Consider the following 22,706-nt stretch of genomic DNA (forward strand, 5'->3'; position numbering starts at 1 on the left):
CTCCGGTCAAAGATCAAGCACGAGAAGGGCCGTTCTAGATCGCGAGCAGCAGAGCAAGATCTGGTCGTTGGCCGCCTTTTCGTGTTCGGTGAAGTAGCTGTCGCGATGGTCCGGCACGCCCTCGATCACGCCGCACATGCAGGTGCCACAGACGCCTTGCTCGCATGACACGTCGACCTGGATTCCTGCTAGTGACAGCGCTTTGACAATGCTGATGCCCGCCGGGACCGCGATGATGCGGCCGGAGTTCGCAAGCCTCACCTTGAACCCATCGCCGGACTTGTCGACCTCGGCTTCGAAATATTCGCGATGGATATGTAGATCGGCATGACCGCGATTGCGCGCCTCCTTGACCACCCAGTCCATAAAGGCTGCGGGTCCGCAGACATAAAGGTGGGTATCGGGCGACGGTTCTGGCAGATCTCGTCGCGGGTCGAAGCGCTGCGCGGGATCGCCGTCGTCGAAATGCAGCTGCGTCTTGCTGCGCAACGGCTCTGCCGCGAGCTCGTCGAGAAAGGCCGCCTTGGCATGTGCCCGCGCGCAATAATGCAGTGCAAAGAGTTTGCCGCCGCGCATACAATGATAGGCCATCGCAAGTAGCGGTGTGATGCCGATCCCCCCGCCGATCAAGACGGTTTGCTGCGCGTCAGTTGCCAGCGGGAAGTGGTTGCGCGGCAGTCCGATCTGCAGGCGATCGCCAGCATGAATAGCGCGATGCACGGTGGCGGAGCCGCCGCGGGATTTCGTTGCGAGCAGGATTCCCAAGCGATAGTGCGATCGATCGAACGGATCGCCGCACAGCGAATATTGCCGTACAAGATCAGGGCCAAGATGCAGGTCGACATGCGCTCCTGCCTCGAACGGAGGCAGCGTCGTGTCCGCGTCGGCGACCAGATCGAGCACGATGATCCCGTCTGCAGGCTGGGTGCGGCGAGCAACGATGACATCAATGGTCTCAGGGGTCATTGTCGCGTCGCTCCTGGTTTTCGTTCGGAACTTTGGAAGACTCGATGCTCATGCGTCCGATCATGCCTTCGCGCCAAATGGAGATCGCCATCGACGTTCCAAGTGGCGGCGTTCGCGAAAGCGGCCGCAGCGCGGCGAGCTGCAGCACCAATTGGCCGATGAAGGATGCATCGCGGATCGGGATCATCGCCTTCAGACCGGCGAGCCGCTCCGGCTTGAATGTGTGGCGGACAGAGGGGTATCGATGGGCCCCGGCGCTACCGGTGAGTTGCTCGGGCCGAGGTCGCGCGCCTGCCTGTCCTAGGCCTCAGTCACAAGCATTGGCCCCGCTTCCGTGTCATCCCTCGCTACATGATGTGCAGCCACGCTCACCTTGACCTAGTTGCCGACACCGAATTCTGGGACCCGCTAATCTCTTCGTCTATTAATCGTTTCATCACACGCCTCACCCGTATTGCCCCAACGTCAACAGGCAAGAGGACCGGCCCCATGTCCATAAGCTCCATTCCGTGCATTTCAGCGTTGATGGCATCGAGCATTGGCCCGTCTTCGTTTTGAATGACAGTCACCTGACGCAATGCGGCCTCGGCGTCGACCTTCGGATCGTCGATAGCGTAGTCGCGTGTAGTAGACATGAAATAGTGTGTCGTTCCTTCTGTCTCGGGTGTGGCAATGTGCGAGAACCTGGCTCTGTGACCATTGGATGATGGGTCGCCAACAGGCGTACTCTTGATTTCAAAATTCATTACCTGCCCCGGGCGCCAATGTATATTTAACGTTTGATCAATTCTCTCGCCAAGGTGGGCAAGGTGCGGCAATGAGGGACCATCCTGCATTGTGCGCACGACGAAGACATCGTTTCTCTCCTCGTTTACGCTAGTCTTGCTGCATGCGGCCGGACCGGCCGAGAATGATCCGACGTGCAGATATTCGGCATGCGATAGATCCAGGAGATTGTCGACGAGAATATCATACCGATAGTTGGCCTTTATGTAGCTATGCACCGTACGAGTTCCCGGCGCATCCATATACGACAGATCCGGAATTCGCTCCGGCTCGGCCTGCGCACTATCGCCCATCCAGATCCAGATAAACCCATGTCGTTCTGCTGTCGGATAACGACGGACGTGCATGCGCTGAGTAATCACGTCGCCATGGGGATTATGTACACAGCGACCCAATGCATCGAAGCGTAAGCCGTGATATTTGCATTGGACGATATCGCCGAATAGCGTACCGCGGCTGAGGGGGGCAAAACGATGAGGACAAAGATCCTGCATGGCTGCGACCTCTCCACGCTCGGTACGATAGAGCAGCACCGGTTCGTTCAGTATAGTCCGACGTCGAAGCTGTCGGTCGACGTCCTCGGACTTTGCGGCAACATACCAAACATTTCGCTGAAAAATCATCTGGTCCTCCTGACGTTACTTCGTCGACGTCGAGAAACGAGGCGAAAGCCGCGCATCAGGTTGAGAGCCTAGCCTTGATCTCCTCCAGCTCGGGAACGGGAGTGTCGTCGTCCATCGAGAAACGGTCGCCAAAGTCAAACATGTCTTCGTGCTGGACCCCTGGGTAATACTGAATCTCCCACCAGTTGTGGTCGAGGTCCTCAAGGTAGAACGAATAGATGCCGTGCTGATCCTGCGCCGGCAGCACCTGGCGGATCTTGTACTTGTCCTTGTGCACGAGGGCGTCCGCATGCGCCTGATCGACCGCCTCCTTCGAGGTGACGTCGATGCCCCAATGATTGAGCACGTTGCAGGGATGCACGGCCTTGCCGACTTCGACGGCAATGATGTGGAACTTGAGGCCGCAGCGTACTCCCATCGCTGGCGGGGCGTGCTTGACACATTCAAGCCCCAGAAACTCCTCGTAGAACTTGCGGGATTCCTTCAGGCTGAAACACTCCATAGTGCCGTGCGACATCATGTAGGGCTTGACGATCGATTTGTCATTCTTGGCATCGGCGATGCCGTCCCGAAGCATTTCTCGAGTTTGCGACATGATTGTCTCCTATGCTGCTGCCTTCTCGGCTTCCGTCAGAAAAGCGTCAGCGTAGAATTGCTCGGGCGGCAGGCCGCATTTCTCGCTGAAGTCGGCGCGGGCAGCCTCAACCATCGCAGGAGCGCCGCACGCATAAACCTGGACGCCGGAAAGATTCGGGAAATCCTCCATCACGGCGCGGTGCACAAAACCCGTTCGCCCGGTCCATGCGCATTCCGGCGTAGGATTCGACAGAACCGGGATAAACTTCAGGTTGGGATGCTGCCAGGACTCGGGCAGGCTGAGCATATACAGGTCGCGCCGCGTCCAACATCCCCAGTATAGCGCGATTGGGCGTTTCATGCCCTTCTGCATCGCAGCTTCGCACATGGCCTTGATCGGCGCAAAGCCGGTGCCGCTCGCCACCATCACGATCGGCTTGTCCGAATCCTCGCGCACGTAGAAGGTGCCGAGCGGCCCCTCGAAGCTTAGCAGATCGCGGACCTTGAGAGTGCTGAACACCTGATCGGTGAAGGTTCCGCCCGGGGTGTGACGCACATGTAGCTCAAGCGTGGTGACGCCCTCCGGTTTCGGCGAGTTCGCGATCGAGTAGCTGCGGCGCTTGCCGTCCCTTAGCTGCACGTCGATGTGCTGTCCGGCGAGGAAGCGGAAGTTCTCGTTCATTGGCAAGCGGACGCTGATGACTGCCACGTCAGGCGTTGGCTTGTCGACCTTCTCGACCCGGCACGGGATGACGCGCGGCCGCAGCACGTCAATGCCGTCCAGCTCCTTCACCTCGATGACGGTGTTCTCAAGCGGTCGCGCCTGACAGCACAGCACATAGCCTTTCGCCTTGTCGATGTCCGACAGGGAAGCTGGATGAACATCCCCATAATCGACCCGGCCCGACTTGATCGTACCGCGACAGGTGCGGCACATGCCGACGCGACAGCTATGGGGCATGTGAAAGCCGGCATCGAGTCCCGCCTGCAGGATGGTCTTGTCCGGTGAGACCTCGAAACTGTGCCTGCTCGGCTGGAGCTCCACCTTGAATGCCATTATTCCTCCCGAATGAGCGCACTCATTTTTATAACGCGCTCATTCTATTTGAACGACGGACGGAGTCAAGCACGGCGCACAAACTACGCGCCTACGGAGTCCCCAAGGAAGCGGACCGTTTTCGATTGGGCAGTGATGCTCTACACGCTGGTACAAGAAACTTCTGGGAGCTGGAGATGCTGAGCCATAGGCCAAGCCTGTCGTTCAGCGCCGTGAAAAGATCCGGAGGGGCCCGGCCGGGATCATCAACCAGGCAAAGGAGCCTGGCCGTCTGTCGACGCTCGAGCCTGGATCGACGATTGCAGCTTTATTCCCACGAAGGTCGTCCCTCGATTGCGCCCGAACAGTTGCTGAGCGCTGCTGCTGCAGGTTTTCTACGGGCATTCGCTCGGAACAGCAATTGATGGAGCAACTGGATCATAATCTGTATCGATGGTTTGTGGGCTGACACCAGGAACCGGTTTGGGACCTGACGACCTTTACGAAGGACCGCACCCGGCTGGAGAACGGCGAGGTGTTCAGCAAGTTCATTGCGAAGCTTCTGAACCATCCCAAGGTGAAGCCGCTGCTGTCGGATAAGAACCTGGGCCTCACACGAAAGCTTCCGTCTAAAGGGCGGCTCAGGTGACGACGACCGTGGCGTGAACTTCCAAGGGACAGAAGCGCAGGAACGACACTCATGCCAGCGTGACTGCCCCCGAAAGCCGGCTGTATTGGAGGGCTGCTGGGCGCAAAACCAAGGTAAAGGAACGCGGGCCGCTGCATTACGGTCGACGGGACAAGGCTTATGACACCGCTGACCACGTCGCCGCGCTGCGTGCGCTGAACGTCACGCCCCATGTAGCCCAGTACGACAGCGGCAGTCCAACTGGACGCCGGGGCGCCGTGGACAGCCGGACCAGGCGACATGAGGGTTACGGCATGTCTCAATGTCTCAGACGCGGCGCGCGCTGCGCGAATGCATCTTCAGGTGGGGCAAGCCACGGAACCATGCGCAAGATCAAGCATCGAAGTGTGGCTCGCGTCGCTGGCGACTTCCTGCGTAATCTGATTGCCTACGACCTCGTCCGGCTCTCCCGACTGATCGCCGCGGAGAGCTTTGACAGAGCAAACAGCCGCCTCGCCCATCCCGCTGAGCCGCTTCATACGGATATGGCGAACGACCCGTGTTCGGCCTCACGTTGCTGGAGTGGCAGACTTTGGAAATGATGGCCTCGGCAAGGTCATCGCGGAATTCCGGGAAGCTGCGGCTTTCCTTTGGCGCCGGGCGAAATATAGGGAAACACGCCGCCCTGATCGTCGACTTTGCCCCGCACCCCAGCCCCTAGTTTCGCGACGAATCCTCGCATCAAGAAATCCTCGCCAAAAGCGAGCAGACTGCTAGAAGTTACCGCAGGCTTTTCGTACACGCCAAAGGCGGACTTCGGCTTGGAAAGTTCCCGAACCGGTTGAGCGCCGCGCGATGGGTGGGCGTGCCAGACAATCAACATCAACCATGCGAATCAGCCCCGTACTTGTAGGGGCCGAGCGTCATGAACAACAACGCCGTGACAAAGCTCACGCCGGCGAGGACATACATACCAAGTGCGTAGGACCCGAACGAGCCACGACTGCTGCCAAGCGCCGCGATGCCTATGGCGGCCCCGAGTTGGAAGATCGCGTACAGCAGACCGTAAAGTTTCCCGAAAGACTTGCGACCGTGATAGCGCGGGATCATGAAGCTCAGGACGTCGAATTCCGCGCCGGTGATAGCGCCCACGAGTGCTGCGGCGACGATCGCTTCTGGCACGCTCGGACCGCGCGCATAAAGCACCGTCGCGACGATCCCGCCGAGAAGTAGGATTGTCATAATCGGCCCAGCCGAAAACCGATCGAGCAGCCAGCCGACGACGACGCGGGCAAGCAGCAGAGCCAAGCCAAAGACGGCCGGGATCGACGTTGCTGTCGTGGGCGGTATGCCGGCATCAATCATGACACGCGTCTGATGGACGACGATGCTGCTGGTCAGCACGCCGAGCAGGAAGAAGGCCACACTGGCAATCCAGAACGGCCGGGAGGTGGCCGCCTCTCTGACGTTCTCCCCGGCCAAGACAATCGCGCCCCTCCCCGGCACAGGGTCCGATAGGAGGAAGTAAGCGACGGGCCACGCCATCAGTGCCAGCAGTGCAAGCCCCAAATATGCCTCGCGCCAGCCGTAGACTCCGATCAGGTACGCAGTAATCAGTGGTATCAGCATCGTGCCAACGCCAATTCCCGCGTTGCAGAAACCCAGCGCCAAACCAAGTTTCTGGTCGAACCAGCCGGCCGTCGAGCGAAGATATGAAATTGGCCACACGCCAAGGCCGCAAATCGGAATTACGATCCACGCTAGATAAAACATTATGATATTGTTCGGCAGGTAGAACATCGCGGCGAGAGACGCGGCGAACACCGGTACGCTCCAAAGGATCAAGCAACGCCCGCCGAAGCGGTCGACGAGCGCACCCTGGATCGGCGACAAGATCACGATCATGATTGAGATAATCGAGGCCCCGAGCGAGATGGCCGGCACGCCCCATTTGAACTCCGCCTCGAGTGGCGCGATGAAGCCCCCGAAGGCGAGAAGTGTGAGACAGCTTGGCCCCACGGATAGGCCGATGGCTGACGCAACGACCGTCCGCCAGCCCGCAGTGTTCACCGACTGCACCGCGATCGGCTGCGCATTTGCGATAGTCATACCGTCCCCCCTTTTGTTTTCTGTTCGCGACTCAGAGCACGGACAGGAGCAGGCGCGACGGATACCCCGGCGCGTGGTGCAGTGTGTCGCGCCCGACCTTGTCGGGCGTATAGGTGTGCGAGAACAACGGGTCAGTGACCAACGAATCACCGTTCGCGACTTCGATGCGGAGGCGCGAGCCCTGGGCGATGTCGTAGGCCGCGTGCATTAGCGGTACGCGCAGCTCGACGGTCTCGCCGATCGGCAGCGGCTCGATCAACTTGTGCGACAAGATCGGCTCGCGTGGCCCGCTGAGATTTGCATCGAGCGCGCGGTGCGAGGCGCGTAGCCAGCCCTTGGTAACGAGCGCCGGCCGCTGCCCGGTCGCCGGCGGCGGCACATGCGTCACGCGAACGATGATATCGGTATCGCTCCGCGTCGACGAGAGATAAACCACGAACTCGCATGGGCCCCGGACCGAAATCGGTACATCAAGCGGCGGCGTCGTGAATGTGAGAATCTCGGCCAGCGGATCGGGCCCCTCGACATCGAGCTTTGTGACACCGATCGCCCACTCGGGCCGTGGATAATCATATGCGGTCGCGCCAGTCTCCGTTGGTGGCGCGGTGTCGAGGCAACCGTCGTTGAGGGATTTGACTTGGCCAGCCGCGCCGGCACGCAGATGAAAGGCCGCCTCGCGCACGCCTTCCGGCGGCCAGGCAGTATGATCTTCCAGGCGTTGCGCGCCCCGCACGAAGACCTGCACCGGCGCGCGACGCTCGAAGCCGTTGTCGATCCCCTTGAGGAAGCGATCGTAGAACGGCGCCACCACGTCGCGATGGAACGGGACCGCCTCGAACTCGGCGCAGGCCTCGAACGCATTGGGCGCGCCGGTGACCAACAGCCATTTCGGCCCTCGCACTGCGCGCCAACCGAGAATGTTGCCGCCGAGATGTAGGTCAATTTTTGCCCATACACCGATGGAGAAGACCGGAATGTCTACAGAGGGCAGCAGCGGCGCGACCACGCGCTCGGCCCACCACGCGTCGAAGGTCGGGTGGAGGCCGATGTCATACGACAAATCATACGGGATTTGCCGCGACGGCCCGGCGAAGGGCGAGCGGTTGATGGGCCGCACATTGTTGTTCCACCATATCGACATGAAGTCGCTCGGGATGCCGCCCGGATAAGCCCAGCCGTTGTAGACATCGATATGCCCGTCATAGGGGGCGATGCAGGCCAGATGCGGCGGCTTCTCGGCCGCCATGCACCATTGAGCCGTTCCGAAATAGGATTCGCCGATGCCACCGACCTTGCCGGTCGACCAGGGCTGTGCCGCGATCCATTCGATGACCTCGTAGTAATCGCGCCGCTCACGCGGACCGTAGAATTGATAGTCGCCGCCGGAGCGCCCCGTGCCACGCACGTCGAGCCGCACGTAAGCATACCCCTGTCCGACGTACCAATGAATTGGTCCGGTCTCCCGCCACAGGAACATCTTGGTGTCGGGCACGTCGTCGTTGTCGAAGCGATAAGGCGAAGTTGCGAATAAAGTCGGGAATGGACCCTCGCCTGGCGGTAGGTGCACCCTTACTGCAAGTTCCACACTGTCGCTGACTCGGATCATGCGGTCGAAACGATGCGCCATGCCGCCTCCCTTAAAGCTTTCCCCCTGGTTCGCGGCACCATGGCGCGGACCAAATGCATATTATTGTGCATAGTCAAATTTGAGCATGATCAATTTGCGCTAGACAAAAAGCGTTGTCAATCCTGCGGGCGTCAGAAGAAGCAAGGGACACTGAATTGAAGCGTGCCACTGGATGGGCCCGCTCGGATTGGGAGAATGCATCGAGCGGGAGCGGCTGCGACGCAAAAAGAAGGCTTTCGGAGTTTTCGAGCCGAAGAATGAGAAGGCATTTACACGCGAGATTGGACGTCTGGCAGACGTCTCGATTGGCACGCTGTCCGTATATGCAAGGGACAAACGCCACCTGTTGTTTCTGGCCCTCAAGAGGGCCTCGACCGCCTCCTGGAGGAATTGGTGAGCTCTGTGCCCAAGAAAGGTGAGGAAGAACACACGTTACGCTATCGCGCTCGATGAGGTCGTGGACTCATTGGCACGCAACCAGAACACTAAATCGCCAAGCTGTAGCGGCTATACTTGAAGACGTCACAGCGCGATCTTTCCGGTCGAATGACGATACTTCTTGATTGAGTAGTAGGTTAGAGCAACTTTCGACAAAGCGGCCGACGTAGTGAGGCGATGCCTCAGGGCACCGTTGCAGCGCCCCACATAATGGCGATTAGGTCTACTTTCACGATTGACGGTGACGCACGACTTCCGGATGCAGATTCGGCTTGGCGACCAACCTCGACTGACGCCTTAGCGATCCGGACACTAGCAGACTGCTGAAAAACCGACAAAATCGCCCACAGTTTTCCTTGCGGCGCGCAAGCCTCGGGCGAAATATAGGAAAAAGGCCGCCCTGATCGTCGAATTTGGCTCGCATCCCCAAGTTTTCGCGACGAATCCTCGAATCACGAAATCCTCGCCAAAATCAGAGTTCTTCAGCAGACTCTAGGACTTCATAGGCCGAGGCGCGTGCTTGGTATAATCATCCGCAGCTTGGGTGTTAAGAACAAGTGACTCTTGGCGACGTTGCGATATTGCATTGTGACATGAATGATGCAGCAGCAGGCAATTCCGCCGGCACCGGTTCGCCAGTTTGGAGCGGGCTAGGGCCAGCATATTTCGCGGACACGGTTGCCTCTCGTCAGAAACTACAGCAGGATTAAGGATGCGAGCTTCTATACGCTCATTACTAAACAAGAGACTTTTTCTTGCCTCGTCTCCCAAGCCGCTTCGTACGCGGCTCGATTATGGCGCGAACTGCTTTCAACATTTGTTCGATTCCTGTTGCGGGATCTGGCGCGCGAGCAGTTGTTAGCCAGTCGCGAACCTCAGCCAGATGTACTGCAAATAAAGCACGAGCTAACGTCTTTGCTTCGCGGCCAATTTCGAGAATCCCTTGTCGATTGGCGTCTTCAAGTATAGCCGCGATAGCTTGGCGCCACCGATCTAATCGAGCGCGATAGCGTAACGTGTGTTCTTCCTCGACCAGTATACTCGTATCGGCTCGGCCGGATTGGCCGACGATGTGTCGGGCCAACTCTGGCTCGCGCGCAAAATATTTGTAGGTTGGCGTCAGAAGCGCGGCAATACGATCGACCGTTTCACCTTTGTTGGGCACAGAGCTCACCGATTCCTCTAGGATGCGGTCAAGGTCCTCGTTGAGGACCAGAAACAACAGGTCGCGTTTGTCCTTTGCATATACGAACAGCGTGCCAATCGAGACGTCCGCCAGACGTGCTATCTCGCGTGTGGATGCCTTCTCGTATCCTTCCGCACGGAAAACTTCGAACGCAGCTTCCTTTATGCGTCGTAGCCGCTCCCGCTTTCCGCGTTCTCGCAATCCGAGTGGCGCCTCATCCGGTGGCACGGTCACAACCTTTGTACGCTTCAATTCGGGTTTCCTTTCCTTCTGGCGCCCCTAGGATTGACAACACGTTTTGTCTAACCCAGATTCCATTTGAGTAAAACATATCCGGCGCTGGCGAGATAGTTGTCGCATTCTTGGGGGTGAACCGATCAAGGATGTCGCTGAGCGCATCCCATAGTGTGGAGATAGTTCGGGCGGCAATTTTGCACAGCAATGACTTGAGTTTTGGCGAAGGCTCGCTCGATCGGCTCGAGATCGGGACTGTAGGGCGGCAAATGGTCGAGGCTCGTGCCCCCGACCCTCGATCGCCTCGCGAGCGCCCCTGTGGCTGCTGAAAATGTCGGGCGTGACCATGTCGCTCCGCGCAAACGCCGGTAGGAGTACCTGTTCGACGTAGGGGGAAACATCGTCGGTGTATGGCGCCGCGCCGTCCACGACCAGTGGGGCGGGGTAAGGCGGTGCTACGCAAGCCGCGACAGACGTGGAAGTTTTCCAGTGTTCATGCGGAACTGATGCGACCAGCCGCTGACGGCGCGGTGCGAGTCCATATCCTTGGTCGTTGGCCAAGTCTCGTCAATTGATCGGGAGCCAGGATCGGTTGGCGTTGTCGCCAGACCTCGCGCACCGTCGTTACGCCGCTCGTTGCTGCTTGGCGGGCTGCAGCGCTTTCAATCGCCAGGCCACACGCCTTCAGAAAGCGATTGACCGAAAACGATCAACACCGATACCCGATCCCCAAGCGCAGGCGTCAACTCATCCAGCGTCATGTCGGAGCATGCGGCTGCCAACTAGCCGACTCTCGTGCTCAGCTAATGGAATCATTTCTCTCCCCGTGCACCGGGGTGTCAACGACCCAGCGGCTCGGAAACCCCCGTCCGCCCTCAGTTTGCTGAATGGTCGCGCACGACAAAGTCGTGGATCAACTCGGCGTAGCGCGGCGGCGGCAAAGGTCGCACCTCGTGGTGGGAGCGACAAAATTGGCCAAGGATTTCAGTACTTTCACCGCCAGCTTGGATCGTGCGCCGACGGCGACATCGTCATCGTGGACAATCTCGGCTCGCACGAGCCCAACGCCGTGGTTGAGTCATCTGAGGCGACCAGAACCTGCTCCAGGTAGAGAAGAAGGGCCTCCTGGTCGCTGCGACGGCTACCGCGCTTGGAACGTCTGATCGGAGAAGTCGATCTGGACCGAGAAGCGTCCCTCATTTATCTGCCAGCGCATCAAGTCGAATTCTACTGCGCCGGAGGCGACGAACGGATCACCGACTGCCAGTTCCTCTGCCTCGTGCCAAGAGTCGACTCGGAATACTGTCATTCCTGCGCCCTGTTGTTCGTCCTTCGTGAACACCGGACCGGAAAGCGCGACGAGACCACTCTTCTCCAGATCGATGATCCATCTGTAATGGGCGAGAACGACCGGCTCAAGCTTGCTCGGCGCGATTATGCGGCGGATCATCACGTAGAAGCTTTGTTTCCACATTCGCGATTTGAGATCAGCGACGAGCTCCTTCGCGGACTGGTCATCCTCGGCCATCGCTTCCCCTTCCCCGCTTCAAATCCTCGATTATCTCAATGATGGCTGCGATATCCTGGTCGTGGCGCTTCTCTTGCTTCGCGAAATCGTAAACTCGAAGTGCGGTTTGAAGGAGCGGGGTCGACGCTTCGAGTTCTTCGGCGAGTTCGTTCGCCCTCGCCAGATAGCCGAACATATGCCTGAACGGCCCCGTACCGTTTTCGAACTTGCGTTCCACCATCAGAGGCGATTTGTTGACGAACGTGCTGGATCCGGCTGCGCTCGGGCCGATGACCTGCACCATCTGCTCGGGTGAAAGTCCCGCGAGCCGCCCGAGGTTGAGCGCTTCTGCCGCCATAAGATTATGGACGCAAACCATCATGTTTGCGATTAGCTTCATCTTGGTGGCAGCGCCGAGCGGGCCGAGATTGAAATGACGATCGGCAATCCCGTCAAACACGGGCTTAAGCTCTTCGATCGTCTCCGCATCCCCCGATTTGAAGATGACGGCCTTCCGCTCGGCAACCTGAATCGGAAGTCCACTGATCTCACAATCGAGCATCGTGGCTCCCGCTGCGGCCATTCTGGAAGCCCGTCCCATCTTGGACTCCAGGGCGTAACTACTCATTTCGATGAGGACACGATTGCTGCACGGATGTCGTAGGAGCGTGCTCACGGATTGCTCGACTGCGACCTCGTTCGGAAGGCTATGCACGACGGTAGTTGCTTGGGTCGCAACCTCTTCGAGCGACTTGGCTGTACGTCCGCCCATGCTTTCGAACACCGCGTTCGGGCGCAGGTCGAATCCGATGACGTCGAACCCGGCCTTCAGCAGATTGATCGCCATAGGGGCGCCCACATTTCCCAAGCCCACGAAACCTATCAGCATCTATTCCTCTTGAAAGCCGAAGTACTCTATACGGTTTAGTTTACAATATGCGATGTTGGAGCTAATGTCGACCGCAGCGAGCTAGATATGAGTGGATACAAGACATGAGACCTATCACGCGACTGAGAAGCGTCCGGATCAGTACTTCCGCTTTCGATCGTTCGATCGAGTTCTACTCAAAGGGGTTCGGACTGGTATTGGAAGATCGGAACCAAGATGTCGCCTACTTCGCGGGTGCCCGAAACCAATCCGGAATCCTGGAATTGCATAACGGGTCGCACGATGCGCTCATCGGGTTAACCTTCACCATGGCTACGGTGGAAGACTTGCGAACGTCTCACCGATTTCTGTCGAGCAGGGGATTTGAGACCAAAAGCGCGTTTGCAGGCGAAGGAATCGGGTTCGAGGTTGCGGATCCCGACGGAAACCGGATCAGTTTTACGCTCGACGACGGAATTCCTGATGAGCGCCCGACAGACGACGGACGCCCCCTCTTCCTCAGTCATGTCGTGCTCAACTCACCAGACGCTGCGAAGCTGACATCGTTCTTCGTCGATGTGCTGGGTTTCAAGATTGCGGACCGATACGAGAAGGACCTCCTGAGTTTCCTTCGTTGCGCGCAAAAGCAGCACCATTGCATCGGCATCTCTCCGGGGCCAAAGGCGAGCTTGAACCACTTTTCGGTGGATCTAGGCGGGATCGATGCTCTGATGAGGGGAGTCGGCCGAATGAAGAAGGCAGGCTTCGAGCCGATCTGGGGACCGGGCAGGCATGGCCCCGGCGGAAACGTGTTCTGCTACTATGAGGATCCTTCGGGATTCGTCCCAGAATTTACCTGCGATGTCATTCAGATCGATGACGAGGACAAATGGGTGCCGAAAGAATGGCCCCGTGTGCCGGACATTGCCAACGTTTGGGGGACGGGCGGTCCGTCCAAAAGAGCGGTGGAACTGATGAGTGGCCATCGCGGCGAATAGAGGCGGTCCCTAGCCGGATCACCGAGACTCCCTCAATCTTTGATTCGTAGGGACAGCGGTGCTCGCTGAACACTTAAATCGGTGACCATCGCCACCATGTCGCCTACGATTTCAATAGGAGATCTAAGTGAAGGTGCTTGTATATGTCGACGGGTCTTCGCGTCGAGCCGGAGTTCTTGCGAACGATACGGTGTACGATGTTGCGCGGCTTACGAACGACGAACGCCTATCCGACATAGCAAAGCTGTTGGACGATTGGCAACACTCGCTGGAAACGCTCTTTTCGCTCGGCGAACTTCCTGCACGCGCCGCCGTGACGAAACTCGAGGCCTGCAAACTCGGCGCGCCGCTCGGCGGTTCTGCTGCTGTTTTCTGTGCCGCTGCGAACTTCCAGGATCACATGCTGGCGATGGCTCGCAAACTAAACCAGGAACCCGAACCCGATCCTCGCCGTCTCGACGTCAAACCTTATCATTTCTTAAAACCTACCAGACAGACATTGGTAGGACCGGACGCCACAGTGCAACTTCCGGCTTACGCAGGGAAGGTAGATTGGGAAGTCGAACTCGTCGCAGTGATCGGAAAGATCGCGAGAAACGTGTCCATTGATCGTGCGCTCGACCACGTCGCAGGGTACACGGTCGGTAACGACCTATCCGTGCGCGACGCAGCCTATATGAAGCGTCCAAACGTTCCGGTCGAGTCGCTCTTTCGAACAGATTTCCTCGGGATGAAGGGCTTTGACGGTAGTTGTCCAGTTGGTCCTTGGATCGTCCCAGCCTCGACGATCGGAGATCCACAAAACCTGCCGATCATGTTGACTGTCGACGGCGAGGTGATGCAGGTGTCGAACACGTCACAGATGATCTTTTCGGTGGCAGAGCAGATATCGTACCTTTCTGCGAGAACTACGTTGTTGCCCGGAGACGCTATTCTGACGGGAACGCCGGCTGGGACGGGTGCCGAACGAGATCGGTTCCTGAAGTCAGGCCAAGTAGTCTGCGCTTCCGTAGCCGGCATCGGCTCTCTGCGCACCTTCATTGTCTGAAAGCAGCGATCTCGTCGTCTTCTCACCCAAGCGGTCAGGCGTCAAGGGCCTCACACCCAGCGTTCGAAGACTTTGTACGATCGCCGGCAATGGAGGCAATTTTTCGCGCCTCGATCGCAGGAGCCGCTGACATTGGCGTCGGTTCACGAATAAATAGCGCGATGAGAAGCGCCCCAATCAATCCCGGAACGCCGGTAACATAGAACGCCTCACGCCATCAGAATGCGCTCGCTATGGCGATGAGGAGCAGCGGCGTAGCTAAGGAGCGAACTGAGAAGTTCTGCAGAAATCCCATGTTGAAGCCTCGCCGATGCTCGGACGACTCGGCCGCGCATGCCACCCAATCTTGGTTGGCAACTTGCCTGCTGTCTCTGCGAGCGACTTGCGCTCGACCTGGAGCAAAATACGAGCCTGCTGGAGTATGTCGGCGCGCAAATAGCTCGACAGATCCGTCCCGAGACTTGCGGCGCCTCCCTGGTCGACGAAGCGTCTCGCCACAAGCGGTCCGGTGCCCATGCCGCACTCAATATCTGGAGTAATGCAGATTCCGATACCGGCCCGCGCCAACGTACCGAGCTCATCGGACATGTGATTGCAATGAGTTAACGATGTTCGCTCTGGCCAATCGCCTTGATCCAGGAGCGTGCCTATCACCGAATCCCCACTTGCCGAATCCCAATGACTCGTGACAAGAAAAGGGTCTAGGGAGGTTGCTCGCTTCAACAGGGGCTGCCGCGCGGCCAGAGGCAGGTAGGGAGCCGCTTCCAGCAGAGCCACTCCGAACCGCAAGCGTTGTCGAGGATTACCAAAGAATTTGTCATGCACACCGCTTGCGTTTGCGTCGTGCCAATCGTCGGGAGCGAGCAAGAGGAAATCGCTGACTACGTCGGACCTGATATCCTGCCCTTCGAAATAGTTTGGCATGTTCTGTAGCGCATAACAGAAGACCCCTCCAACTCGACTGTCCCGAAGCCCCCGAGCCAAAGCATCACTAATCTCCGGCGTCGCCTGGAGACGGCTATGATCAACTACCGTCGTAATCCCGGCAGAAAGAGATTCGAGGCCACCTAGGTAATTACCAAGATAGGCGCTGTCCGCATCGAAGCAGCTACATTATATTGATCGTGCCTCCACCATGTATTCTGGCAGAGACCAATCGACCGCCACACCCCGCAGTATCGACTGCCAAAGATGGCGATGTCCATCAATTAAGCCTGGGCAAACGATGGCGCCGGTCGCGTCTATGATATCGACGTCGGCCACGTCTATGACGCGTCCAACCGAAGCAATGCGACCGTCCTCGATGAGGATGTCACTTTCCAAATATTTCCTATGCCTGGATCCATACTGAGGATATGGCCTCCTCGTATTAGCATTGCGTTCTCCTGTTGTCGTGCGCTGTTCGAGTGGACGCGTGACGCACTTGTCCGCCATCAACCACGAAGGCCTGACCGGTGATCCAGCGCGCATCCTCGGGGGCGAGCGATGCAAGGACCGCCCCCTCTATGTCAGCTCGAACTCCAGATCGCGTGATGGCCTGCTTCCCGATGGTGCAAAGGACTCGCGCAGCCCTAGCAGCGTCACAAGAGCTCCAGTGCGATCATTCCTATCGCGACTTGCAGGATCGACGTTATGCCAACAGCGTTCGTCACAACCTCTCAAGAGGAACGCATTGATTGGATTGTAAATATCGATCGCGTGGATACCTGGCGAGCAACAGAAGAGGGAAGCATGCGATTCAAGGCTCTGGACTTGAATCTGCTGTGCTCGATGCCCTCCTTGCCGAACGCAAGGTAACCCGCGCGGCCGAACGGCTGAACCTCAGGCAACCAGCAGCGCGGCTACGGGCATCCGATCCAAGGGTACTTGGATGTATTCCCTCATGATGGCCTACCTTCGGCACGGATCACATTCTTGTTGTAGCTTAGACGGTTATGAGGATCCCACTTACGTTTTAGCGCGACGATGCGATCCCACTTTTCGCGCGAGCCGTACGCACCTCGCAGCCATTCCGGCCCACGATCTGCCGTCAGGTTGATGTAGGCGTTAGCCGTAGCGTGCGGCGCCAATGCCGACATTGTATCGGTAACCCAACGCATATATTCCTCGTCGGAGCCCGGCGGATCCCATTGTCCGGCAGCCTCGAACAGCCAGGCAGCGCCGGTTCGCGAGAATGCAGTAGAGTTTTCGCTCTTTTCGAACAGCGCACCGCCGAGGATTGGGAATGTGATGAGGCAACTAGGCCCAGCCCCAGTAGGCTGTGGTGCAACCGCGATTCTCTCGATCGCGACGCGCGCTACGTCGCGCGTGAATGCTGACAGGTAGCCGCCAAGCAAATATTGCCGGCGGCCTGTCGGCACGAAGTTGTCTATCATTGAATTCGCCTCGACCCAGGTCGACGGCTTGACCAGATCCATCGCTGGAACTGCAAGGTCCCGAATTCCTCGCATTGACGATTCGAATTTCTCGAGGGCGCCGGTGTAGACGATCATCGCCATAACAATCGGCTTGCCGATAATTTCGGCAGGCAGCCCCGGCACAGGGGGGGCTGGCAGGACCACCGGCCCGATCGTCAGTTCCCGAGGTGCATTGGCCATCACTTCGTCCAGTCCCGCCAGCAATGGTACCGCGGCCTCCGCCGTGTAGATAATCCAGCCGCTCATAACTTGCGGGCCGACCTTCCTGGCCTGAAATGTGAACGAGGTCGCAATTGCCAGATTGTGACCCGCGCCGCACAATCCCCAGAAGAGCTCCGCATCAGTTTCCTCGGAGACCCTGAGCTTACGCCCGTCCATAGTCACCACATCGACTGACAGTAAGTTGTCAACCGTCGCACCGAAGCGCCGAGTGAGGTTACCAATGCCCCCACCGAGGGTAAGCCCAGCAACGCCGGTCCGAGTCACCACGCCGGCGGGTATCACATACCCGTGCTTCTGCGTAGCAACATCCATCTCGCCCAGCAGCACGCCCGCGTCGACCGTCGCGCACCCCGTTTCCGGCTCGATGACAATGCGCTTCATTCGGGAGGTGTCGATCACGAACGCGTTGTGGGGCATCGCCGAGGCGTCGACGCCATGCCCGCCGCTCTTCACCGCGACAGGAACATCCTTGCTTTCCGCGTATTTTACGGCCACCACGACGTCGTCGGCATCGAGGGCCTGTACAATCAACGCAGGTCGGTCCTCACTTCGACGCGCATTCCAAATTGCTTTTACATCCTCATAGCCGTCATCCCCCGGGCGGTAAATCGGCCCTTTGAATGTTCCGGGGAAGTCAGCGAACACATTGGCTGAAGGCGAGTTGCTCATGGCGATAAGGTCCGTATGCAGGAAGTTGGAATGATTGCTTTGACGAAGGAAACTTCGTTAGAGACTGTTGATTCGGTACACGTATGTTGCTGACCCCTCGTGAGACATTGCACAGTATGTGTTCGGGCAAGAATCCGAGATCCATGTAGTAGTTTGTTTCAATGGCCCAAGTCGGGATGGTAACTCATGTGGCCGTCGATCAGGCAGTTGATCCCGGCACGGGGCCTGAAAGGCCGCTCCCGCACTGAGCAAACCCGTTATGATTCGCGAAGTCCCCGTACAACAGGGGAGCAGCGTTGAAAAAGCCTTTGTATGGCAGTGCGAACTGGAACTGCAAACCCGCGACAACATCCCGTTTTGAGGGAGCGAGGCGGTTACTCATGGTGTTGCCGTCCAAACCTGCTTCGAACGGAATGTTGCGTAGCGGGTCAGTCGCGAATGCCTTCGTGTTGAAGAGTTCGTTCCACCCGAACGTAGATCTGACTTGTCCGAAAATCTCGGTGGCCCGTTCGCAAGCGGCAGACGTGGCGGTGCCGTTCGTAGGGTTGAAATTGACGCCGACATTTGTGCAAGGATTTGCCTGGTCATTGTGATCAGACTTGAGCATTAAAACGTTGAAGAAGTTTGTGCCGTAGCGCCTCACGTCGAAGTGTGTGAACGAATAAACTTGCTTCGCTGTCTTGCCGTCGATACTGCCGTCAGCGCGAACCGAGTAGGCTCCCGTATCGGTGCCCGCGGGCATCCAAGAATAGCTGACGCGGTCGTCGATCAGGAGAAAGAACGGTGGGTCCGCAGGCGGAGCCGGACTTGCCTTTACAGGCAGATCGGCCGCGGCTGCCTTGCCCGCGAGAGAAAGCAGGAAGGACATTGCGAGAATGGTGTTGTGCCGGCTCATCGTGCCGCCTTGGTTTCAAATATTCCCCCTCCGCACCGGCTTCTCTCCGGTGTCGGACTATGAGTACACTACACGGTATCGTGTAATCTCACAAGGGCACTCCTACAGGTGGCTTATTCGGAGGAGGTTCGGGATTTGAACGGTTGGTTTCAGGACCAGCGAAGCACTTAGTTTTTAAGCGTCGGCATTACTGCATCCTGCTCTGGGGCCTGGCTGCCGCGCTTGCTGGCGCCCAACCGCACCGGCGTGCGGGTGATCGTCGCCGAATGCCGTCAATTCCGATGCCAACATGATCACGATCATTGTTGATCTTGACCAAATAATGTTGCAACTCGGCGGTCGAGAAGCGACCGACGCCTCGGTGGCAGATCGGTTTTAGGAATCATATTACTTGAAGCCACCGCCTGGATTGCGCCTGCCTGCTTGTTGTCTGAGCAAGAAGCGCTTTTTAGTCGTGGGTAAGCCAGCAATTGATCGTTCTTATGCGTCGTATTAGAGCCGTTCGGCTGGCCGAGATCGGCCCAGTAGCAGTAGAGTACGATCATATGAACCGGTTCAGGACGAACTGAACCCGAAATGAACGTCGGCACCGCGAACCAGGACGATGAACTTTAATAAGAAAAAAACAGAACGGTAACAAATGCGACCCAAGAAAAGCCAACCTCCCCGCCGCGGACCGAGGGCCACAAAGCGCGAGGATATTCTTGAAGCCGGTACAAAGATTTTCCTCGAGCGCGGATTCGGCGCCACAAGCATGGACGAAGTGGCTGTTCAGGCCAATGTTTCCAAGCGAACAGTCTACGATTACTTCGAAAGCAAGGAGGGCCTTTTCGCTGCCGTAGTCCAAGAGCTTTGCGAGCGGATTACACCGCCTGAGTTTCTAGCTAAAGAAACGGAAGAGAATATAGAGGACGTCTTAAAGCGATTTGGTGAGTGGTTTCTCACCTGCATCTATTCCGTTGAGCAAATTAACCTGTTTCAGACAGTAATCAACGATTCCCGTCAATTCCCGGAAATCGGAGATATGATGTTCTCTGGTCCAGTGAGGCGCACTCAGGACGCGGTCGCAGCCTATTTCGCCGTGCAGGTGCGAAAGGGCCGGCTTCAATTGAAGGATACTAGCACAGCCGCCGCCCTCTTCATTGCTATGCTCAAGGGCGATACTCATATGAAGTTGCTGTTCGGACAGTCACGGGGGATCCTGCAAAAGGAGATCCGGCGGAACGCTTTCACGACGGTGAAGCTGTTTATGGACGGTGCTCGCAAGAACTGAAACTACGGTTACGGTTGGCGGGAGCTGCGACTGGAAGTGAATCGTACGGGAGAGGATTGATTTTGGTGGCTTTCGGTTCCACGCCAAGCGGCGCGGGTACCGATAGAGAAGAACTGCATGTTCTGAGATGCTCAATCCGAATAACGGGATGGACCAAAGGACCAACTTGTGCGCGCCGCGACGGTCGGTGAGATGGCCAGATATCATCGACGTCGTAATGATCACAAAGATATCAGCGATGCCCAAGAGGAAATTGCTGAGATAACGCTGGCTATTGGCGGCTGTGGGTGCCGAAATCGCAAGTCGCCGGCAAGGTTGGCTACGCGCTCACGCCTCTCGGTCGCCCGGAGCTCGGCGTCGGCTTCGACTTGTCGGTGTCGGCCATCAGCAAGAACAAGGAGGCCGCGTATCTCTTCATTGCTGGACGGCAGCAGGATTGTTGTCGCAAGCAGACTTGTGGCGGAGAGCGCTGCGGCGAGCCAGATGGGCGCCGCAGGCGCCAAGTGTGTGGACAAGGCGCTCAGGGCTGGTCCTGCTGCAAGCCCTACGCCTACGCCTGAGCTGACGATGCCGATCGCCTGTTTGCGCGTACTGGGCTACTATGGTCGACCGCCAGGGCCGAAGCGACCGACAGATTACCCGAGGTCAGGCCGTCAAGAATGCGCGCCAGGAAGATCAATGGCAAACTATTGGCGAGCGCGAGGTTTATGAAGCTCACGCAGGTGCCGAACTGGCTGGCCATCAGGATCGGCTTACGCCCCAAGCGATCTGACCCCGCGCCGAACTGGCAAAGCGAGAAGGTTGCAAAGAGCATCCCGATAAAAAGAGGTGTCGCGCCGAACCGCTCCGCGTAAAAGGGGAGCAACGGTAAGATGACCCCCATGCCCATGGAATCGATGGCGACGATTGCAAATACCGGCGCTAACAGCCGCCAATCGAGCCGATCGTTCGGCGCGCTGATGGAGCGTTGGCCGATCGTCAACTTAATGCTCGCTGGATTGCGGCCCACCGTTCTCAAGAACGTGCATCGCTCTTCTCGCCGCGTCGGCACCGCGCGCGATCATGGTGTCTTCATAGCTCCGAATAGCCTGATCTCGACTGCCTTCGGAGTTCAACGCGTCGGCCAAATCGGCGGCATCGAGCAGGGCCAAATTCGCGCCCTCGCCCGCAGGAGGCATCAAGTGAGCGGCGTCCCCCAGCAGGGTCATTCGTGGATGGCGCGGCCATTTATGGCCAATGGGAAGAACCTCCAGCGGCAAGGCCCTGACGGTCGGCCCGGCAGCGCGCACGATGTCCACCAGGCGATCGTCCCAACCATGCAGCTCGTCGATCAGGCTTTGGCGGGTCTCGGCAATTCCACGGCTCGCGCGGCCGAGCACGACATATACCCGAATATGAGCCCCAGCATTCCGTTGCGCGATAAGGGTCTTTCCGTCGCCCTTTGCGGAAAGCATGCCGCGTCCGACCAATGCGCCGACAGGAGCATGTTGGGTGTCGGCGTCATCGATTGACAATTCGTACATGGTGGTGCCCGTATAGATCGGGGGCACGTCAGAGAGGAGTGCTCGCACCCGCGAGCGCGCGCCGTCTGCGCCCACCAAAAACCCGGCCTGTTCGGCACAACCATCGGCAAAATCCAGGACAAGAGTCTCGCCCTCGGACTTCGCCGATACGAATGAGTGATTCCATTTGATCGCCCCTGCTGGGAGCTTCTCCATGAGAAGAGCCCGAAGCTGGCCCCGATCGATTTCAGGTCGCTGACGTTCGACGTCCGAAGCAAGTTGCTCGAACTGCAGTTGCCCATACTTGTCGAACGAGCGAACCGCCTGATCTTCGTAACGCGCGAAGTCGTGAAAGCGCTCGAGCAGCCCGGCGCGCCGCAGCGCCTCCTGCCCTGTCTCAGGGTGCATGTCGAGCGCTCCTCCCTGTGGCCGAGAGGTCGGCGACGCTTCGCGCTCGTAGACCGTGAACGGCACTCCCCTCAGTTGGAGCATGCGAGCCAGTAAAAGACCGCCCAGACCACCGCCAATAATAGCGATATGAGATAGCGAGCGGAGCGAAGAGGGAGCCGTTGTCATAGGACCCTATTATACCTAGTATAGGACCCTATGCAAGATTTCAAAACCAATCCAGGCGGCTCCCCGGCCTATATCGTCAAGGATGCCGCGCGTGCACTGGTTCGGCGCGCAGAGGCACGCCTGCGACCTCTCGGGCTAGGCGTAGCCTACCTTCCAGTCATGGCAGCTTTGAAGAACGGCCAGGCGAAGACACAGGCAGACCTCGCGCGCTTGCTGGGTGTGGAGCAGCCGTCAATGGCTCAACTTTTGGCTCGGATGGAACGAGATGGGTTGCTCGATCGCACACCGGACCCTCACCACAACCGCAGCCAGATCGTGAAACTGACCGCGGCGGGGAAGAATAAACTTCCTCTGTCCATCGAGGCAATGAACGAGGGCAATCTGGTGGCTCTTCGGGGATTCAGCCCTGAAGAGGTCGAACAATTCGTTGTCTTCCTCAAGCGCTTCAATTCGAATTTAGAAGCTGCAAGGCAAGTTGAGATTTCGGTATAAAAGAACAACCGCTTGTTTTTCAAGAACGGC

The 22,706-nt window shown here is 58.1% G+C and carries 21 protein-coding genes and 1 pseudogene; 5 read left to right on the forward strand and 17 right to left on the reverse strand.

Annotated features, from left to right (window positions below; genetic code table 11):
• Positions 1-6: 6 nt before the first annotated feature.
• From JQ604_RS24145 to JQ604_RS24165, 5 genes are all read right to left on the reverse strand, one after another.
• Entirely contained in the window at positions 7-966 is a 960-nt protein-coding gene (locus JQ604_RS24145; RefSeq protein WP_212362828.1) for a PDR/VanB family oxidoreductase, read from the reverse strand.
• Entirely contained in the window at positions 956-1,153 is a 198-nt protein-coding gene (locus JQ604_RS24150) for a hypothetical protein (protein WP_212362830.1), read from the reverse strand. The genes JQ604_RS24145 and JQ604_RS24150 overlap by 11 nt, the downstream gene beginning before the upstream one ends.
• Before the next feature lie 181 nt (positions 1,154-1,334).
• Positions 1,335-2,375: an aromatic ring-hydroxylating dioxygenase subunit alpha gene (locus JQ604_RS24155; RefSeq protein WP_212362831.1), complete on the reverse strand. Its 1,041-nt coding sequence runs from the start codon at positions 2,373-2,375 to the stop codon at positions 1,335-1,337.
• A gap of 55 nt (positions 2,376-2,430) precedes the next feature.
• Positions 2,431-2,970 (reverse strand): VOC family protein, encoded by a 540-nt coding sequence (locus JQ604_RS24160; protein WP_212362833.1) that lies wholly within the window; start codon positions 2,968-2,970, stop codon positions 2,431-2,433.
• A gap of 9 nt (positions 2,971-2,979) precedes the next feature.
• Positions 2,980-4,008 carry a CDP-6-deoxy-delta-3,4-glucoseen reductase gene (locus JQ604_RS24165; protein ID WP_212362835.1) on the reverse strand — a complete coding sequence of 343 codons (1,029 nt, stop codon included), beginning with the start codon at positions 4,006-4,008 and terminating at the stop codon, positions 2,980-2,982.
• Between the two features lie 305 nt (positions 4,009-4,313).
• Here JQ604_RS24165 and JQ604_RS41620 point away from each other — a divergent pair.
• A pseudogene (locus JQ604_RS41620) lies at positions 4,314-4,600 on the forward strand (transposase); the annotation flags it as partial.
• A gap of 631 nt (positions 4,601-5,231) precedes the next feature.
• Here the strand turns inward: JQ604_RS41620 and JQ604_RS24170 are convergent.
• From JQ604_RS24170 to JQ604_RS24195, 6 genes are all read right to left on the reverse strand, one after another.
• Positions 5,232-5,498, reverse strand: coding sequence for a hypothetical protein (locus JQ604_RS24170; protein ID WP_212362837.1), 267 nt, complete (start codon positions 5,496-5,498; stop codon positions 5,232-5,234).
• Complete coding sequence (locus tag JQ604_RS24175) at positions 5,498-6,724, reverse strand: MFS transporter (protein ID WP_212362839.1); 1,227 nt, start codon at positions 6,722-6,724, stop codon at positions 5,498-5,500. The genes JQ604_RS24170 and JQ604_RS24175 overlap by 1 nt, the downstream gene beginning before the upstream one ends.
• Positions 6,725-6,755: 31 nt before the next feature.
• Positions 6,756-8,351, reverse strand: coding sequence for a CocE/NonD family hydrolase (locus JQ604_RS24180; protein WP_212362841.1), 1,596 nt, complete (start codon positions 8,349-8,351; stop codon positions 6,756-6,758).
• Between the two features lie 1,174 nt (positions 8,352-9,525).
• Positions 9,526-10,227 carry a TetR/AcrR family transcriptional regulator gene (locus JQ604_RS24185; RefSeq protein WP_212362843.1) on the reverse strand — a complete coding sequence of 234 codons (702 nt, stop codon included), beginning with the start codon at positions 10,225-10,227 and terminating at the stop codon, positions 9,526-9,528.
• A 1,123-nt stretch (positions 10,228-11,350) separates the two neighbouring features.
• Positions 11,351-11,737, reverse strand: coding sequence for a YciI family protein (locus tag JQ604_RS24190; protein WP_212362845.1), 387 nt, complete (start codon positions 11,735-11,737; stop codon positions 11,351-11,353).
• Positions 11,724-12,605, reverse strand: coding sequence for an NAD(P)-dependent oxidoreductase (locus tag JQ604_RS24195; RefSeq protein ID WP_212362846.1), 882 nt, complete (start codon positions 12,603-12,605; stop codon positions 11,724-11,726). The genes JQ604_RS24190 and JQ604_RS24195 overlap by 14 nt, the downstream gene beginning before the upstream one ends.
• Before the next feature lie 104 nt (positions 12,606-12,709).
• Between JQ604_RS24195 and JQ604_RS24200 the strand changes: the two genes are divergently transcribed.
• Both JQ604_RS24200 and JQ604_RS24205 read left to right on the forward strand, forming a co-directional pair.
• Entirely contained in the window at positions 12,710-13,582 is an 873-nt protein-coding gene (locus JQ604_RS24200; protein WP_212362848.1) for a VOC family protein, read from the forward strand.
• A gap of 127 nt (positions 13,583-13,709) precedes the next feature.
• Positions 13,710-14,630 (forward strand): fumarylacetoacetate hydrolase family protein, encoded by a 921-nt coding sequence (locus JQ604_RS24205; protein WP_212362850.1) that lies wholly within the window; start codon positions 13,710-13,712, stop codon positions 14,628-14,630.
• 258 nt (positions 14,631-14,888) lie between these two features.
• Here JQ604_RS24205 and JQ604_RS24210 read toward each other — a convergent pair whose 3' ends face one another.
• From JQ604_RS24210 to JQ604_RS24225, 4 genes are all read right to left on the reverse strand, one after another.
• Complete coding sequence (locus JQ604_RS24210; protein ID WP_212362852.1) at positions 14,889-15,554, reverse strand: hypothetical protein; 666 nt, start codon at positions 15,552-15,554, stop codon at positions 14,889-14,891.
• Between the two features lie 956 nt (positions 15,555-16,510).
• Positions 16,511-17,938, reverse strand: a complete 1,428-nt coding sequence (locus JQ604_RS24215) for an FAD-binding oxidoreductase (RefSeq protein WP_212362854.1) — start codon at positions 17,936-17,938, stop codon at positions 16,511-16,513.
• Positions 17,939-18,137: 199 nt separating this feature from the next.
• Positions 18,138-18,833 (reverse strand): hypothetical protein, encoded by a 696-nt coding sequence (locus JQ604_RS24220; RefSeq protein WP_212362856.1) that lies wholly within the window; start codon positions 18,831-18,833, stop codon positions 18,138-18,140.
• A gap of 299 nt (positions 18,834-19,132) precedes the next feature.
• Positions 19,133-19,378, reverse strand: coding sequence for a hypothetical protein (locus JQ604_RS24225; RefSeq protein WP_212362858.1), 246 nt, complete (start codon positions 19,376-19,378; stop codon positions 19,133-19,135).
• Between the two features lie 95 nt (positions 19,379-19,473).
• On the opposite strand from JQ604_RS24225, the gene JQ604_RS24230 reads away from it, so the two are divergent.
• Entirely contained in the window at positions 19,474-20,106 is a 633-nt protein-coding gene (locus JQ604_RS24230) for a TetR/AcrR family transcriptional regulator (RefSeq protein ID WP_212362859.1), read from the forward strand.
• Positions 20,107-20,656: 550 nt separating this feature from the next.
• Here the strand turns inward: JQ604_RS24230 and JQ604_RS24235 are convergent.
• Both JQ604_RS24235 and JQ604_RS24240 read right to left on the reverse strand, forming a co-directional pair.
• Positions 20,657-21,088, reverse strand: a complete 432-nt coding sequence (locus JQ604_RS24235) for an MFS transporter (RefSeq protein ID WP_212362861.1) — start codon at positions 21,086-21,088, stop codon at positions 20,657-20,659.
• 1 nt (position 21,089) lies between these two features.
• Positions 21,090-22,184, reverse strand: coding sequence for an FAD-dependent oxidoreductase (locus JQ604_RS24240; RefSeq protein ID WP_212362863.1), 1,095 nt, complete (start codon positions 22,182-22,184; stop codon positions 21,090-21,092).
• A gap of 30 nt (positions 22,185-22,214) precedes the next feature.
• Between JQ604_RS24240 and JQ604_RS24245 the strand changes: the two genes are divergently transcribed.
• A complete protein-coding gene (locus tag JQ604_RS24245; protein WP_212362865.1) occupies positions 22,215-22,676 on the forward strand; it encodes a MarR family winged helix-turn-helix transcriptional regulator in 462 nt (153 codons plus the stop codon).
• Positions 22,677-22,706: the final 30 nt, after the last annotated feature.

Source organism: Bradyrhizobium jicamae, assembly GCF_018130695.1.
In the GTDB taxonomy this organism is placed as follows: Bacteria; Pseudomonadota; Alphaproteobacteria; order Rhizobiales; family Xanthobacteraceae; genus Bradyrhizobium; species Bradyrhizobium jicamae_B.